Below are 15,071 nucleotides of genomic sequence, written 5' to 3'. Positions count from 1 at the left end.
GCTTGCGGTCACAACCTGGTAGGGGGACACCGTGGCGTTGAAGCCCGAGCCGACCGCGCCGTTCCCGTCGGTGCAGTACGCCCTGCGCGTGCTCGAAACGGTCTCCCGGCACGGCGACGGCGTGACCGATGCCCAGATCACCCGGGAGACGGGCCTGCCCGCCGGCCGGCTCGCCTCCCTGCTCCGCACGCTGCGCCGCGAGGGCTACGTGGAGCAGATCGGCGACGGTGCGTACGTCGTCGGCGCCTCGCTGCTGCTGCTCGGCTCCGGGACGACCCGCCGCCAGGCTCTGGAGGACCGGCTTCAACACACCCTGGACCAGCTGCGCGACTCCATCGGCGCGGCGGTCTACCTCAGCCGGTACGCGGACGGCGAGGTCAGCGTGGAGCAGGTGGCGGACGGGCCCCTGACCCCGGCGGTGAACGAGTGGGTGGACTTCCGCTCCTCGGCGCACGCCAGCGCGGTCGGCAAGTGCCTGCTGGGCCAGCTCGACCACGACGCGCGGCGCGACCACCTCTCCCGGCACCGGGCGGCCCGGCTCACCTCGCGGACGATCACCGACGAGAAGATCCTCTTCTCCCAGCTGGACGCGCAGTCCCCCACGGTGCCGGTGCTGGACCTCCAGGAGTACGCGGTGGGCACCGTCTGCGCGGCCGTGCCGCTGACGGCCGGGTCCTCGGCGGGCTGCCTGGCGCTGTCCCTGCCGATCGAGGACGCGCACCGGCTGCGCTCGGCGGCCGACGCGCTCAGCAGGCAGGCCGCGCCGGTGCTGCTGTCCCTGGCGCTGTAGCAGCCGGGGGCCGCCGTTGTCCGAGGCCCCGGGTAGCGTCACCACCATGCAGACACCGGCACCCACCCTGGACCTGCTCGCGGAGTTCGACGCGGGCGTCGACGGCTATTACGCCCCCGACTTCGAGCTGATCGAGTTCGGCCACGACGACGGCGGCTATCCGCAGCTGTCCGACCGCATACGGCCTTTCGCCCAGGCCACCGGCTCCGGCTCCACCTACGCGTTCTGGCTGCGGGACGGGGACGACGGCGCCGATCCCGCCTCGCTGCCGGTGCTCTTCCTGTGCGACGACGGCGGCGTCCACGTGGTGGCCCGCGACCTGCCGGAGCTGCTGCGCGTGATCGCCTCCGGCTGGACGCCGATGGGTGGCTGGGACTACCTGGACTACTTCGACGAGCGCGAGGAGGAGGCCGACGCCGATGACGACGAGGCAGGGGACGGGTACGACCCCTGTCCGGCGAACGAGGAGTTCCGCACCTGGCTGCGCGACCGCTTCGGGCTGGAGGCCGCCGAGGACCCCAACGCGGTCGTGCGGGCGGCCGGGGACGAGCTGTGGGAGCCGTTCGCCGCGTGGATCGGGCCGCTGATCCCGGACGCGCTGAGCGCGCGCGGCGGGATGGCGGGACAGCCCTGAGGACCTGTCGTCGAACGGCCTGGGTGACCGGCGGTAGCGCTCGGGGCGCGGGTGGTCGGGAGCACGCTTCGGGACCGGGTATTATTTTCGAGTCAGCAGGCGCCGTTAGCTCAGTTGGTTAGAGCAGCTGACTCTTAATCAGCGGGTCCGGGGTTCGAGTCCCTGACGGCGCACGACACGCGGTGGCGGTCTCCTTCCCGGAGGCCGCCTCCTCGCGTTTCCGACCCCGCCCGGCGCGGCGCCACCCGGCGGACCTTGTTCGTCGCGGTGAGCGGCATCCGCCCGACGATCCGGACGGACCGCAAAACCCTCCTGGTCGCCGGTGACCGGGCGACGACGGCGGCCCCGGCCAGGGCCGCCGCGCTGAGCCGCATCGGGAACTCAGAGGTGTTGTCGAGCGTACGCCGAGGTGCGGTTCGCCGCGGCTCGGCAGCGGATCCGCCAGGAGCGCCGCCTGTGCGGCGGCGCTCCTGGACCACCTGGTGATGACTGAGCACGGTGGGGCCGTGCTTCGGGGCGGGCCGGTGGTCACCCCGTTGGCGTCCTGCGCGTTCCGCGGCGGCGCCGGTGTTCGTCATGGCGCCGCACGATAACTGATGAAGCGTCAGAACTTGACGTCCGAGCACGCGTAGAACGCGTTGGCGGTGTCAGCCACGTTCCACACGGCGAGGATGATGTGCTTGCCGCTCTTCTGGGTGGGGATCGTGCCCTGGTGGGTCAGCGTGGCCGGAGGCTGCTGGTTCCCGTAGGGCACGGTCATGAAGGGCTGCGATTCGAGTGCGGCCCGGGTGAGCGGCTTGGTGGAGTCCCAGCCGTTCTTGGTGATGTAGTAGCGGAAGTCGCTGGTGGAGTGGCGGGCGGTGAACTGCCAGCGGAAGCTGTAGCCCTGTCCGCCGCTGACCTGGGTGGCCGGCCAGTTGCCACCTCTGGGATCGTCGAGCTGGGCGAACTGCCCGTTGCCGCCGGAGCAGATCTTGCCGTCCGCCGGTCCTGCCGCCGGGAAGCCCTTCGGGCCCTCGACGCTCTGCGGCTCCCACTGGATGTTGCCGCAGTTGGTGACCGTGCCGTTGGCACAGAGCTTCTGGCGGCTGATCGGGGAGTCCGTGTAGCCGTGGCTGCTGGCGGTGTTGGTCGCGAGAACCGAGACGCCCGCTATCGCCAGACCGATGACGGCCGCGCTTGCCTTTTTCCGCATTGCTGTCGCTCCTCTTAGAACGTGGGGGAGGTTCCATGAGCACTGCTCGACATGGTGCGCGCGCTTGGTGCGTGGTGCGTGAACCCGGTGCATGCGAGGTGCACGTGTGCACGGTGGTACGGAGGTGGGTGGTGCCGTACCCCTACGGGTGCTGCGGTCTAGACCAAGTCTTAGATTATTGACGCATCATGAACATGTCCAGACCAATGGGCGGCGATATTCCACCGGCCCGCCCCGGCTCCCCCGCCCCTCAGGCCCCGTCCCCTCCGGTGCCGCGGCCCGTGTAGAAGGCAACGGTCAAGTCCTTGACGAGCGCCTTGCGTTCGTAGTCGTCCAGTTCGACGATGCCGCGCGTGGTGAGCCGGTTGACGGTGTCGTCGACCGCGTCCACCACGGAGGTCAGCACGCTGTCGCGGTGCCTCGCGTCGATGGCGGCGATCCGCCGCCGCTGCATCGCCGCTGCGACCTCGGGGGCGTACTCGATGCCGGTGGGCTGCGCCGAGTACACCTCGACGCCCGCGGGCGCGCAGTCGGCGCGGAGCATCCGGGTCAGCGCGTCGCCGACGGCCTCCGCGTCGCGCAGGGTCGGGGCGTCCTCGTGGAACGCGTCGGCCGGCAACTGCGACAGGACCCGGGCCATGGCCGCCTCGACCTGCGCCCGCAGATACGCCTCGTGGTCCTCGATGCCGAGGGCGGCCCGCACGGTGTCCTCGATCCGCCAGACCACCAGGACGACCACGCGCAGCGCGGTGCCGTCGGCGTCGACGGCGGGCAGCGGTTCGCTCCGCCAGTGCCGCAGCCGTACGTCGACCCGGCGGCGCAGCAGCAGGGGCGAGACCCAGACCAGACCGGTGCGGCGGACGGTTCCCCGGTAGTCGCCGAAGAGCGTCAGCACCCACGCGTACCCGACCCGGCCCCGGCCGAGGCCGCCGAGGGCGAGGAGCACCACGGTGGCCAACAGGGCGAGCAGCGCCCACGCACCGGCGCCGAGTCCGGCATCGGCGCGCGGGGCGAGGCCGAGGGGCGTCTGCCAGGTGGCGGGCAGCACGCCCCGCCACCACAGGACGCCCAGCGCCCCGGCGATTCCGGCCGTACCGGTGAGGAGCGCGGCGTACCCGGGCAGCGCGGGACCGGGCCGCTCGGTGAGCCGGGGGTCGGCGACGGGGGCGGGCCGGGACGAGTGCCGCACCCGGGCCGGAGTCCGCGTCCGGGGCGCACGCGGCACGGGCGGCCGCCGGGTGGCGGCCGTCGGCTCCCCGGCAGCGGCACGCCGGGCGACGGCGGCGGGCACCGCGGCGGCTTCGGCGGGCTCCAGGTCGTCCCGGAAGAGGAGGTGGACGGGGATGGAGGCGGTGGCCTCGTTGGCGATGACGGAGTGGCGACGACCGGGTGGCGGGGACGTCGCGGTGGTGGGGGGTACGGACAGGGAGAGCGGCACGGACACGGAACCCGCCCCGGCCCGCTCACCCGGGCCGGGCACGGAGAACGTGGCGGAGGCGGCCCGGTCGCCCGGGGCCAGGTCCAGCACCAGGTCCAGCGCGGTGTCGGGTCCGGAGTCGGGTGCGGTGGTTCCGGGACCCGTCACGGGACGGGTCCCGGATGCGGCCGCGGGAGCGGGGTCGGCGCCGGGACGGACGAGGGGTGCGGTGTCGGACCCGGAACGAGTGAGGGGCGCGGAGTCGGACCCGGGTCCGGTGGCGGCGGTGCCGGGGTGGGGCGGGGCCTTCCGCTCCGGGGTGCCGCCGCGGCGCGGACCGGCCTCCCGGTCGGGCGAGGCGCCGGTGACCGGCCCGGCCTGCTGACCGGGCGCACCGCCGGAGACCGGATCGGACGTCGGCCCGGGGGTCTTACGGGTGCCCGGCTCCTCCCCGTAGGAGGGGTGCGGGGTCCACTCCGCCGAGGGGTCCGTCCTCCACCGCCGGACGGACTTGAGGTGAAGGTTCCCGTCCAGCGGGGCGGGGCGGGAGGGTGCCGGGCGGTCGCCCGCCAGGGCCGGGGCGACGGGGCGGTCGGTCCCACCGGCCGGGGTGGGACGTTCCGCGTCCCGCCCGGCGGCGCGACCCGGCGCACCCATGGGCGGAACGCCCACGGCGGCCGAACGGTCGGCCTCGCGCCCCTCGGCGGGGCGGTCGGCTGCGCCGCTCAAGGCGGGCCGGTCCGCGCTCCGGTCCGCACCCCGGCCCGGAGTCGTGTCGGGGGCGGCCGGGCCGGGCTGCGGGTTCACGGCCGGGGACTCCGCAGGCGCGACGGCGCGCGCTGCGAGCGCCGGGGGCTCCTGCCCGGCGACGGACCCTGCGGCGGGCGACGGGGCCTCCCGGTCCGCGACGGCCGTGGGCGACGGGCTCCGCTCGCCTGCGGCGACGGGCGACGGCTTCTCCTCGTTCGCGGTGGGGGCACCGCCCGCGGGCGTGCCGAACAGCGGTGGCGGGACGGCCTTGCCAGGGCCACCGGACGGCGCCGGAGCGCCGGGCCCGCCGTCGGTGGCCGTGCCGCCGACCGGTCCGAACAGCGGCGGCGGGACCGGCCGGCCGGAGCGGCGGGACGGCGGCGCGGGTTCACCGGCCACGGCGTCGGCCGGGGGTGCCGTCGGTGCGGGCTCTCCGCCCCTGGCACCATCTCCGCTGCCGCTGCCGCCTCCGAACAACGGCGGCGGGCTCCCCTTGCCCGGCGGGGCGAAGAGGGACGGAGGCAGGTGGTCGTCCAGAGGGTGGGGGGTGGGGCGGGGGGTGGGGGTGTCGTTCGGGCTCACCGGTTCCCGATTCCTTTCCGTCACGTGGTCATGTCCTTCACGCGAAGAGCCGGCGCCAGGTCTCCGGCCCCGGATAACCGTCGGCCGCCCCGCCGCGCCAGCCCTGGGCCCGCTGGAACGCCTCGACGTTGCGACGGTCGGCCTCGGTCCAGAGCGGGCCGGGGCCCGACACGTAGTGCTTGCCGTATCCCTTCTTCACCAACTGTTTGCCGAGCCGGTCGACATGGCTGCTGGACCGACCCGGCTGGAAATAGCCGCGTCCGGGGAACGGGACGGCCGTATTCGGGCTGCCGCCCGCGCCGGTGGCGGGGATGTCGCGGCCCTTGCCGGTGGTCAGCAGGCTCCAGGTGTGCGGGCCGGGAAGGCCGTCGGCCTCCTTGCCCTTCCAGCCCTGGGCCTGCTGGAAGGCCTGGGTCGCGCGCCGGTCGGCCGAGCCCCACTCGGGGCCGGGGCCGACCGCGTAGAAGCGTTTGCCGCCCCGCTGGACCAGCATCTGGCCGAGCTGGGTGACGTACTTGTTCTTCGCGCCGGGGCCGAACTGCTGGGCCCCGGGGTAGGCGGTGGAGGACCCGGAGCCGGGCGAGCCGCCGCTGACGCCCTTGTAGCGGTAGGCGACGTAGCGGTCGGAGTTGTTCCAGTACGCCATGGGCGTCGACTGCTTGCGCGTCTGCGGGCGGGTCTGCTCGTAGGCGACGTAGTGGCTGCGGGTGTAGTCCGTCCAGCCGCCGAAGATCGTGACGTGGGAGCCCTTGTTGGGGTCGGCCGGGTTGTGGAAGAGGAGGATGTCGCCGGGCTGGAGGTCGTCGCGGGCGATGCGGGTGCCGTACCGGTCGAGGCTGCCGGTCCACTCGTTGGTGCCGAGGTTCCAGGCCATCGACACATAGCCGGAGCAGTCCTGGCGGTACCCGTCCGACCAGTGCTTCTCCATGCTGTACGGGACCTTCGCGGCCACCCAGGTCTTCGCCCGGTTGATGATGTCGGCCCGGGTCGTGGTGCGCGGCGCCGGAGCGGCGGACGGCGGGCCCGAGGCGCCGGACCCCTTCAGCGGTCCTGTCTCGCCCTGCGGGGTGGCCGGTTCGGGCTCCCCGCCGCCGTCGGCGTGCGGGGTCCCGGGGGCGAGGCCGTCGGCGGCGGCCGCTCCGGCGGCGCCGCAGGAGAGGACCACCCCGGCGGCGGTGGCCAGCACCAGGGCGCGGCGGGCGCCGTGCGCGGCCGGGTGACCGCCGTACCGCACCGGCAGGGCCCGCGCGGCGTCGCGGCGGCGCGCGGCGCATCCCGCGCACGTGCAGTCGATGGCGGGTTCGTACTCCTCGAAGACCGGCACAGGCATGCGATGTCCCCTCCGCACTCGTCACTCGTCACTCGTCGCTCGCCGCACGCCCCGACAAGGTCTCCGGGCGCGGCCGCGACGGGCGTCAGCTTCTTGACTCTCCCGACGTATCGCATTTTGACGGACTTATGAGAAAAAACGACCATCTGACGGGGCGTGGCGTCCGGTAAATGGTCGGAGCACCCCTGGGGGTCGGGTAGAGTTCTCCAGGTCAGCAGGCGCCGTTAGCTCAGTTGGTTAGAGCAGCTGACTCTTAATCAGCGGGTCCGGGGTTCGAGTCCCTGACGGCGCACGCACGATCAAGGCCCCCTCACCACAGGTGAGGGGGCCTTGATCATTCCCTGTTCGTCATCCGGCGACACCCGTGAGCCGTGTACACACAGCGACGATGGAGCCGCCGGAGCGTCACGATGCAGTGACGGAGCGAGAACGGGCGCGCATCCTCACTTTGTCACGCCCCCTCCACAACTGGGTTCCAAATCGTACGTATGACGGGTAAACAGTCTGTTTCACCCTTGCGATCGCGTTCGGTGTCGGACAATCTATCTGGGGGCCGATGGCCCCAAGGGGGCTGCTGATCCCTAGAGTTGGTTCAGCAGAGCGTGACGTTCCGGTTGTCCGTGCCGCGGGGTGGGGGTCCCGCTCATGGGCGGACGCCGTGAGCGGCACCAGGCAACCGGAGGGCCGTCGATCCCTGTCCGAGGGACGGCGGCTCGCCACCGTGTGTGTGCTCGGCGGAGAACACGGGGCCCGCCGCGCACAAGGAGACCGACCAGTCACGCACCACCGTGCGTGCGGGGGGAATGACCCATGACGTCGACGCCGCCAGGCGACCGGACGGAGAACGACGCTGCCCGGACGACACAGCTCCGGATACTGCCCTCGGGGGGAGCCTCGCGGCGTGCCCGCAAGGAGAAGGAGCTGCCGCGCTACGACTACGAGCACTACAGCCGGCTCGCCGGGCCGCTGACCCAGCCGCCCCCGGGCAAGCCGTACCAGGTGCGGTACCGCTCCCTCATATCCCAGGAGCCGCACCGGGTGCGCGCGGCCCTGCTGCTCGGCGCGGCGCCGCTCGTCTCGCTCGGCCTCTTCGCCTGGCTGATGCAGCCGGGCCACTGGACCGACCGCGATCCGAACCTCGACAACGACCTCCTGCTCGTTCTCGACGTGATCATGCTCGTCTCGATCGGGCTGATCGAGCTGTTCCGCACGTTGAACGTCCTGTCGAACGCGCACGCCACCCTCGTCGCCCGGGACCCGGTCCCGGTGGTCCCCGAGAGCGGCACCAAGGTCGCCTTCCTCACCTCCTTCGTGCCCGGCAAGGAGCCGCTGGAGATGGTGACGAAGACCCTGGAGGCGGCCGTGCGCATCCGCCACCGCGGTCTGATGCACGTCTGGCTGCTGGACGAGGGCGACGACCCGGCGGTCAAGGAGGTCTGCGCCCGGCTCGGCGTGCACCACTTCTCCCGCAAGGGCGTCGCCCACTGGAACCAGGCCAAGGGCGCGCACCGCGCCAAGACCAAGCACGGCAACTACAACGCCTGGCTGGACGCCCACGGCGGCGACTACGACTTCTTCGCCTCGGTGGACACCGACCACGTCCCGCTGCCGAACTACCTGGAGCGGATGCTCGGCTACTTCCGCGACCCGGACGTCGGCTTCGTCATCGGCCCGCAGGTCTACGGCAACTACGACACCTTCGTCACCAAGGCCGCCGAGTCCCAGCAGTTCCTCTTCCACGCCCTGATCCAGCGCGCGGGCAACCGCTACGGCGCCCCCATGTTCGTCGGCACCAGCAACGCGGTGCGCATCTCGGCGCTGAAGCAGATCGGCGGTCTGTACGACTCGATCACCGAGGACATGGCCACCGGCTTCGAGATCCACCGCCACCGCAATCCCGCCACGGGCAGGAAGTGGCGCTCGGTCTACACCCCGGACGTGCTGGCCGTCGGCGAGGGCCCGACCGCCTGGACGGACTTCTTCACCCAGCAGCTGCGCTGGTCGCGGGGGACCTACGAGACGATCATCGGGCAGTTCTGGAAGGGCTTCGGGACGATGCCGCCCGGCAAGCTCTTCAACTACACGATGATGATCATCTTCTACCCGATGTCGGCGCTGAACTGGATTCTCGCTGCGCTCAGTTGCGCGCTCTTCCTCGGCATGGGCGCCTCCGGCGTCCAGATCGACCCGACGATCTGGATGATGCTGTACGGCAACGCATCGGCGCTCCAGATCGGCCTGTACATCTGGAACCGCCGCCACAACGTCTCGCCGCACGAGCCCGAGGGCTCCGGCGGTCTCGCGGGCATGGTGATGTCCGCGCTCTCCGCGCCGATCTACGCCCGCTCCCTGATGGACGCGGTGCTGCGGCGCAAGAGCTCGTTCGTGGTGACCCCCAAGGGTGACTCGTCCAGCCCGGACACCCTCTTCGGCACCTTCCGCATCCATCTGTTCTTCATCGCCGTCTTCGGCGCCTCGATGACCGCGTCGTTCTTCCTCGGCCACAGTCACCCGGCGATGGTCACCTGGGCCTCGCTGGCGCTGCTGATCACCGCCGCGCCGATCATCGGCTGGCGGTACACGATCCGCGCCGAGAAGAAGAAACGCCGGAGCGGCGGCGGAGCGCACCGCGGCGGCGGACCGGTCCCCGAACCGCGGCCGCGGCCCCTGCCCGGAACGCCCGGCAACGACCAGACCCTGCAGATCGCCCTTGGGGGACGTAAGAAATGACGTACCGTCCGAGCCGCCGTACCCGCCGCCTGGCGATCAGTACGGCGGTGGTTCTCGCGCTCGCGGGCGCGAACGGGCCGTGGCTGTACCGCTTCAGCACCGAGCGCTACCACGCGTACACGATCGACAAGCCGGAGTACAAGGCGGCCAACGGCCACTGGTCCTTCCTGGACATCCCCTCGGAGTTCAGGATCAACACGATCCACGCGGCGCTGCTGCACACCGGCAAGGTGCTGCTGGTCGCGGGCTCGGGGAACAACCAGAAGAACTTCGACGCGAAGAGCTTCCGCTCGGTGCTCTGGGACCCGCGGACGGAGACCTTCAAGAACATCCCCACCCCGAAGGACATGTTCTGCGCCGGGCACACCCAACTGCCCGACGGCAAGCTCCTCATAGCCGGCGGCACCAAGCGCTACGAGAAGCTGGAGGGCGACGTCACCAAGGCCGGCGGCCTGATGATCGTCCACAACGAGGACCCCGACAAGCCGGTCACCCTGCCCGCGGGCACCCGCTTCACCGGCAAGGAGAACGGGAAGACCTTCGTCTCCAAGGACCCGGTCCTCGTCGAGAAGGCCACCAAGGTCTTCGACAAGCAGACCGGCGCCTTCCTCCGCAACGACCCCGGGCTCGGGCGGATCTACGTCGAGGCGCAGCGAAGCGGCAAGAAGTACGAGACCGGTACCGAGGACAACTACCGGGTGGCGGGCCTGTCCGGCTCGGACACCCGCAACGTCTACGGCATCGCGCAGAAGCTGGCCCTCGACAAGAAGGACTTCCAGGGCATCCGGGAGGCCTTCGAGTTCGACCCGGTGGCGGAGAAGTACATCACCGTCGACCCGATGAAGGAGGCCCGCTGGTATCCGACCCTGACGACGCTGGAGGACGGCAAGGTCCTCGCGCTGTCGGGTCTGGACGAGATCGGGCAGATCGTCCCGGGCAAGGACGAGATCTACGACCCGAGGACCAGGGAGTGGGAGTACACCGGCGTCGAGCGACGGTTCCCCACCTACCCGGCGGTGTTCCTGCTCAACGACGGCAAGCTCTTCTACTCCGGCTCCAACGCCGGGTACGGTCCGGCGGACGTCGGCCGCGACCCGGGCGTCTGGGACCTGTCCACCAACACCTTCGCCAAGATCCCCGGCCTCAGCGACCCGGACCAGCTGGAGACCTCCGCGACGGTGCGGCTGCCCCCGGCCCAGGACGAGAAGTTCATGGTGATCGGCGGCGGCGGGGTCGGCGAGTCGGAGAAGTCCAGCGAGAAGTCCCGGCTGGTCGACCTCCGGAAGAAGAACCCGCGGTTCACCGACGGCGCCTCCCTCTCCGAGGGCACCCGCTATCCCAGCACCTCCCTGCTCCCCGACGACTCCGTGCTGGTCACCGGCGGTTCCGGCGACTACCGGGGGCGCGGCGGCTCGGACGTGCTCCAGGCCCGGCTGTACGACGCGAAGAGCGACACGTACAAGAGGGTCGCGGACCCGGCGGTCGGCCGGAACTACCACTCGGGGTCGGTGCTGCTGCCGGACGGGCGGGTCATGATCTTCGGCTCGGACTCGCTCTTCTCCGACCAGGCCAACACCCGGCCCGGCGTCTTCGAGCAGCGCGTCGAGATCTACACCCCGCCCTACCTCTACCGGGACTCCCGGCCGGAGCTGACGGCCGGGCCGAAGAGCATCGAGCGCGGCGGGACGGGCCTGTTCACCACGCAGCACGCCGCGAAGATCACCTCGGCGAAGCTGATGCGCCCCTCGGCGGTCACCCATGTCACCGACACCGACCAGCGCACCATCGCTCTGGAGATGACGAAGTCGAAGGACGGGGTCACCGTCACCGTGCCGGAGAACCGGGCACTGGTCCCCGCCGGGTGGTACATGCTGTTCGTCACCGACGAGCGGGGCACGCCGTCGGAGGGCATGTGGGTCGAGGTGCCCGCGTAGCACCGCGCGGGCCGCGGCCGGAGGGCGCTCTTTCCGGCCCTCTTTCCGGCCGCGGCCCCGGAGGGCTACCGCGTGGCGCGGGCCAGGCCCAGCGCGTACTCCGGCCACCAGTCGCCCGCCTTGGGGCCGCCCTTGCACTCGCCGTCGGACTCGCCGGGGCGCTTGATCCACAGGTAGGCGTCGACCCGCTCGTCGCCGGTCGCGGTGGTCGGGGCGTCGCCCAGCGCCCGGCCCGGCGGGTTGCACCAGTTCTCCGCGGGATCGCCGCCGGTGTAGGGGCCGTTGCCGTTGCGGCTGGTGTCGATGACGAAGGGCTTGCCGCCGATCTTCTCCGACACCTTCTTGCCGAACTCCGTGGAGACGGACGTGGTCTGGAAGTTGGAGACGTTCAGCGAGAAGCCGTCCGCCGCCGCGACGCCCGCCCGCTCCAGCGGCTGGTGGAGCGCCTCGGGCGTCTGCCAGCCGGCGTTGCCCGCGTCCAGGTAGACCTTGGTGGCGGGCTGCTGCTTCAGCCGCTGGATCGCGCCCTTGAGGAGGTCGTAGCGCTCCTCGTGGAACTCCTGGGGGGTGCAGCCGTCGACCAGGTGGAGCAGCGCGTCCGGCTCCAGGATCACCGTGGCGCCGCGGTCGCCGATGCCCTGGGCGACGCTCTCCAGCCAGGCCCGGTAGGCGTCGCCGTCGGCGGCACCGCCCTTGGAGAACTGGCCGCAGTCGCGGTGCGGGATGTTGTAGAGGACCAGCAGGGCGTCCCGGTCGGCGGCGGCGGCCGCCTCGGTGACCCCTCTGACCTGGTCCTCCGCGTTGTCCGGGCTGATCCACTCGCCGACCGGCCGCTCGGCGATCCGCCGGATCAGCGCGGACTTCTCCTCGTCGCCGTCCTCGGTGTACGCCGCGACCTGACGGGCGGCGTTTCCCTCGGGGTTGACCCAGTACGGGTCCTCGGCCCTGGGCTGCTGCGAGACGGCCGGCGCGGCCTTCCTGTCGCCGCCCTCGCTTCCGCCCCTGCTTCCGCCGTCGCCGTCACCGGAGCAGCCCGCCAGCAGCAGGGCCGCCCCGACCGCCGCCGCCGTACCGGTCGTCCGCAGGCCTGCCACGCGCCTGCGCGCGGCGGACCGGCCGGTGTAACCGCCGTACATCCACTCCCCCTCGGGTGTGCGCACTGCCCGCACTGTCGCTCACCGGAATCACCGATGGGCCGCCGGTCCGGACCATCCTGGCACAGCGGTGGCGAGCCCACGCGGCTGGTCGGCAGGGCGCCCGGCCCCGTCACGACGGGCTCATCCCCACCCGTCCAACGGTCACGGAGAGGCACTGGTTCCGGACATCCTGTTCGAAAGCCGGAGACCCGTGCGACCGCTCCTCCTACAGTGGCGGCAGGCCACCCGACCTCCCGTACCGCGCCGGGCGACTCCCGCGGCCGGGCGCACGCGGTCGAGGACCGGCCCGGCCGGACCGCCCGAGAGGCGGCCGGCCGGGCCGGGTGGGGCGTCCCGCGGGGTGCGCGGGTCAGAGACGGCTCCCCTGCGCCGCCTGGACGCGCTCCCCGTCGCCGGGTGCGCCCGGTGCGTCCCGTGCGCCGGTGAGGTAGGCCGAGACCACCACGTTCGCCGAGTAGGAGCGGGTCGCGCGGTCGTACGTCCCGCCGCAGGTGATCAGGCGCAGCTCGGCCCGGCCGTCCTTGCGGGGGCCGTACGCCTTCTCCGCGTCGAAGCGTTCGCGGGTGACGACCTGGACGTCGTCCACGGTGAACTCGGCGACGCTGCCGTCGGCCCGGGTGACCTCGATCCGGGCGCCCGGCTTCACCGCGCTCAGCCCGTAGAAGACGGCCGGTTTCGTCTCGGTGTCGACGTGGCCGACGAACAGGGAGGCGCCCCGCGCGCCGGGGGCGGTGCCGTCGCCGTACCAGCCCGCCGTATCCGGCCTGCCGTACGGAGGCGGGTCGATGGCCCCGTCCTCGTCCAGGCCGCGGGCGATCACCGGGGCCGAGATCCCCGCCGAGGGGACCGCGACGCGTGTGGGGGCGACCCCGTCGAGCGGGTCGCGGGCCGGGGGCAGCGAGGAGCCGAGGGGGCGGCCGACGGCGGCCACGTCGCCGGTGGTGGGCCCGTTGAGGTTCCCGAACTCCGGACCGGCGTCCCGGCCCCAGATCCACAGGCCGAGCAGGAGCACGGCCCAGGCCACCCCGGTGATCAGCCGCCCGGGGCCCGCCGCACGGTCGGGCGCGCCCACGTCAGCCGCCGATCCGGCCGCGACGGCGCGAGCTGCGCAGGGCGACGGCGACGGCCGCGACCGCGGCGAGCACCAGCCCGGTCACCGCGTGCCGGGTGCCGGGGCCCGAGGACTCCGTGGCCTGCTCGGCGAGGGTGGCGGTGCCTCCGCCGCCCGCCTTGACGGGGGCTGCGGGTGAGGGCCGGTTGTGGTGGATGACCGTGAGGGTGGCGGTCGCCTTGCCCTTGCCGTCCTCGCAGGTCAGCCAGACGTCGTAGGAGCGGGGTGCGGCGTCGCGCCGCACGCGGGCCTCGGCGACCAGCCCGGCCGTGTCGGCGGCGGGCCCGAAGTGGGCGGCGGAGACGAAGGCGTCGGAGTTGGCCTTCGCGCGGCGGGCGTCGCCGCAGGCGTCGGTGAACAGGTTCACCTCGCCGCCCGGGGCGATGGTGGACGGGGTGACCGAGAGGGTGCCCTTGTCGTCGTCCCAGGCGGGCGACGCCGCCTGCGCGGCGGGGACGGGCACGGCTATGAGCCCGGCCGCCGCGGCGGCACAGATGGTGATAAGCGCTGAACGCATCGTGAACCTCCTACGGGAAGGCTCACGGCTCCCGCCCCGCCCCGCATCCGCAGTCCTCCATTCCGGCGACGCCCGGAGTTCCGCGGACGCGGTTCGCGCAGGTCAGGCGCGCTCGTCCGTCCGGTCCGGCAGGTCGACCAGGCCGACCAGGTCCGCGATGGAGTCCACGACGTGGGAGGGGCGGAACGGGTAGCGGTCGATGTCCGGGACGCCGGTCAGTCCGGTGAGGACCAGGAACGTCTGCATCCCCGCTTCCAGACCGGCCAGCACGTCGGTGTCCATCCGGTCGCCGATCATGGCGCTGGTCTCGGAGTGCGCGCCGATGGCGTTCAGCCCGGTCCGCATCATCAGCGGGTTGGGCTTGCCCGCGAAGTAGGGGTCCTTGCCGGTGGCCTTGGTGATGAGGGCGGCGACCGAACCGGTGGCGGGCAGCGGGCCCTCGGCGGACGGCCCGGTCTCGTCGGGGTTGGTGCAGATGAACCGGGCCCCGCCGTTGATCAGCCGGATCGCCTTGGTGAGCGCCTCGAAGCTGTACGTACGGGTCTCGCCGAGCACGACGTAGTCGGGGGCGTGGTCGGTCAGGACGTAGCCGATGTCGTGCAGGGCGGTGGTGAGGCCCGCCTCGCCGATGACGTACGCGGTGCCGCCGGGGCGCTGGTCGTCCAGGAACTGGGCGGTGGCGAGCGCGGAGGTCCAGATGTTCTCCACCGGCACGTCCAGGCCCATGCGGCTGAGCCGCGCGTGCAGGTCGCGCGCGGTGTAGATGGAGTTGTTGGTGAGGACGAGGAAGGGCAGCCCGGAGTCCCGCAGCCGCTTGATGAACGCGTCCGCACCGGGGATCGGGATGCCCTCGTGGATGAGGACGCCGTCCATGTCGGTGAGCCAGGAAGTGATGGGCTTGCGCTCTGCCATGGGGCGGGACTC

11 protein-coding genes and 2 tRNA genes are annotated in these 15,071 nt (G+C 72.4%); 6 read left to right on the top strand and 7 right to left on the bottom strand.

Annotated features, from left to right (window positions below; translation table 11 throughout):
• The first annotated feature begins 31 nt into the window (after positions 1-31).
• The 3 genes from ACIRRU_RS07545 (at position 32) to ACIRRU_RS07535 (ending at position 1,597) form a co-directional block, all read left to right on the top strand.
• Complete coding sequence (locus ACIRRU_RS07545) at positions 32-790, top strand: IclR family transcriptional regulator (protein WP_403677403.1); 759 nt, start codon at positions 32-34, stop codon at positions 788-790.
• A 46-nt stretch (positions 791-836) separates the two neighbouring features.
• A complete protein-coding gene (locus ACIRRU_RS07540) occupies positions 837-1,424 on the top strand; it encodes a hypothetical protein (RefSeq protein WP_403677400.1) in 588 nt (195 codons plus the stop codon).
• A gap of 99 nt (positions 1,425-1,523) precedes the next feature.
• Positions 1,524-1,597 (top strand) — tRNA-Lys (locus tag ACIRRU_RS07535).
• 431 nt (positions 1,598-2,028) lie between these two features.
• Here ACIRRU_RS07535 and ACIRRU_RS07530 read toward each other — a convergent pair.
• From ACIRRU_RS07530 to ACIRRU_RS07520, 3 genes are all read right to left on the bottom strand, one after another.
• A complete protein-coding gene (locus tag ACIRRU_RS07530; RefSeq protein WP_363199693.1) occupies positions 2,029-2,619 on the bottom strand; it encodes a lytic polysaccharide monooxygenase auxiliary activity family 9 protein in 591 nt (196 codons plus the stop codon).
• 250 nt (positions 2,620-2,869) lie between these two features.
• Positions 2,870-5,368 carry an SPFH domain-containing protein gene (locus ACIRRU_RS07525; RefSeq protein WP_403677396.1) on the bottom strand — a complete coding sequence of 833 codons (2,499 nt, stop codon included), beginning with the start codon at positions 5,366-5,368 and terminating at the stop codon, positions 2,870-2,872.
• 37 nt (positions 5,369-5,405) lie between these two features.
• Positions 5,406-6,698: a peptidoglycan-binding protein gene (locus ACIRRU_RS07520; RefSeq protein ID WP_403677393.1), complete on the bottom strand. Its 1,293-nt coding sequence runs from the start codon at positions 6,696-6,698 to the stop codon at positions 5,406-5,408.
• Positions 6,699-6,916: 218 nt separating this feature from the next.
• Here ACIRRU_RS07520 and ACIRRU_RS07515 point away from each other — a divergent pair.
• The 3 genes from ACIRRU_RS07515 (at position 6,917) to ACIRRU_RS07505 (ending at position 11,362) form a co-directional block, all read left to right on the top strand.
• A tRNA-Lys gene (locus ACIRRU_RS07515) sits at positions 6,917-6,990 on the top strand.
• A gap of 518 nt (positions 6,991-7,508) precedes the next feature.
• Positions 7,509-9,428 (top strand): glycosyltransferase family 2 protein, encoded by a 1,920-nt coding sequence (locus tag ACIRRU_RS07510; RefSeq protein WP_403677390.1) that lies wholly within the window; start codon positions 7,509-7,511, stop codon positions 9,426-9,428.
• The gene (locus tag ACIRRU_RS07505) at positions 9,425-11,362 is read left to right on the top strand and encodes a galactose oxidase-like domain-containing protein (RefSeq protein ID WP_403677387.1); all 1,938 of its coding nucleotides are present in this window, start codon (positions 9,425-9,427) and stop codon (positions 11,360-11,362) included. The genes ACIRRU_RS07510 and ACIRRU_RS07505 overlap by 4 nt, the downstream gene beginning before the upstream one ends.
• 65 nt (positions 11,363-11,427) lie before the next feature.
• Here ACIRRU_RS07505 and ACIRRU_RS07500 read toward each other — a convergent pair whose 3' ends face one another.
• The 4 genes from ACIRRU_RS07500 to ACIRRU_RS07485 all read right to left on the bottom strand — a co-directional run bounded on the left by ACIRRU_RS07500 (position 11,428) and on the right by ACIRRU_RS07485 (position 15,059).
• The gene (locus ACIRRU_RS07500; protein WP_403677865.1) at positions 11,428-12,498 is read right to left on the bottom strand and encodes a glycoside hydrolase family 6 protein; all 1,071 of its coding nucleotides are present in this window, start codon (positions 12,496-12,498) and stop codon (positions 11,428-11,430) included.
• Positions 12,499-12,868: 370 nt separating this feature from the next.
• A complete protein-coding gene (locus ACIRRU_RS07495; RefSeq protein WP_403677384.1) occupies positions 12,869-13,591 on the bottom strand; it encodes a class F sortase in 723 nt (240 codons plus the stop codon).
• 1 nt (position 13,592) lies between these two features.
• Complete coding sequence (locus tag ACIRRU_RS07490; RefSeq protein WP_403677381.1) at positions 13,593-14,147, bottom strand: hypothetical protein; 555 nt, start codon at positions 14,145-14,147, stop codon at positions 13,593-13,595.
• 102 nt (positions 14,148-14,249) lie between these two features.
• The gene (locus tag ACIRRU_RS07485) at positions 14,250-15,059 is read right to left on the bottom strand and encodes an HAD-IIA family hydrolase (protein ID WP_363199699.1); all 810 of its coding nucleotides are present in this window, start codon (positions 15,057-15,059) and stop codon (positions 14,250-14,252) included.
• Positions 15,060-15,071 lie beyond the last annotated feature (12 nt).

The sequence above is a fragment of the Streptomyces sp. NPDC101181 genome (genome assembly GCF_044767975.1).
Lineage (GTDB): Bacteria > Actinomycetota > Actinomycetes > Streptomycetales > Streptomycetaceae > Streptomyces.
Note: the sequence above shows the minus strand (reverse complement) of the source record. Positions and strands in the feature narration are given on the sequence as shown.

What these genes read in the sequence shown, in the direction of transcription:
- ACIRRU_RS07520 (WP_403677393.1), bottom strand. Translation starts at nt 6,698, where the DNA reads ATGCCTGTGCCGGTCTTCGAGGAGTACGAACCCGCCATCGACTGCACG.
- ACIRRU_RS07540 (WP_403677400.1), top strand. Translation starts at nt 837, where the DNA reads ATGCAGACACCGGCACCCACCCTGGACCTGCTCGCGGAGTTCGACGCG.
- ACIRRU_RS07505 (WP_403677387.1), top strand. Translation starts at nt 9,425, where the DNA reads ATGACGTACCGTCCGAGCCGCCGTACCCGCCGCCTGGCGATCAGTACG.
- ACIRRU_RS07510 (WP_403677390.1), top strand. Translation starts at nt 7,509, where the DNA reads ATGACGTCGACGCCGCCAGGCGACCGGACGGAGAACGACGCTGCCCGG.
- ACIRRU_RS07490 (WP_403677381.1), bottom strand. Translation starts at nt 14,147, where the DNA reads ATGCGTTCAGCGCTTATCACCATCTGTGCCGCCGCGGCGGCCGGGCTC.
- ACIRRU_RS07485 (WP_363199699.1), bottom strand. Translation starts at nt 15,059, where the DNA reads ATGGCAGAGCGCAAGCCCATCACTTCCTGGCTCACCGACATGGACGGC.
- ACIRRU_RS07500 (WP_403677865.1), bottom strand. Translation starts at nt 12,498, where the DNA reads ATGTACGGCGGTTACACCGGCCGGTCCGCCGCGCGCAGGCGCGTGGCA.
- ACIRRU_RS07530 (WP_363199693.1), bottom strand. Translation starts at nt 2,619, where the DNA reads ATGCGGAAAAAGGCAAGCGCGGCCGTCATCGGTCTGGCGATAGCGGGC.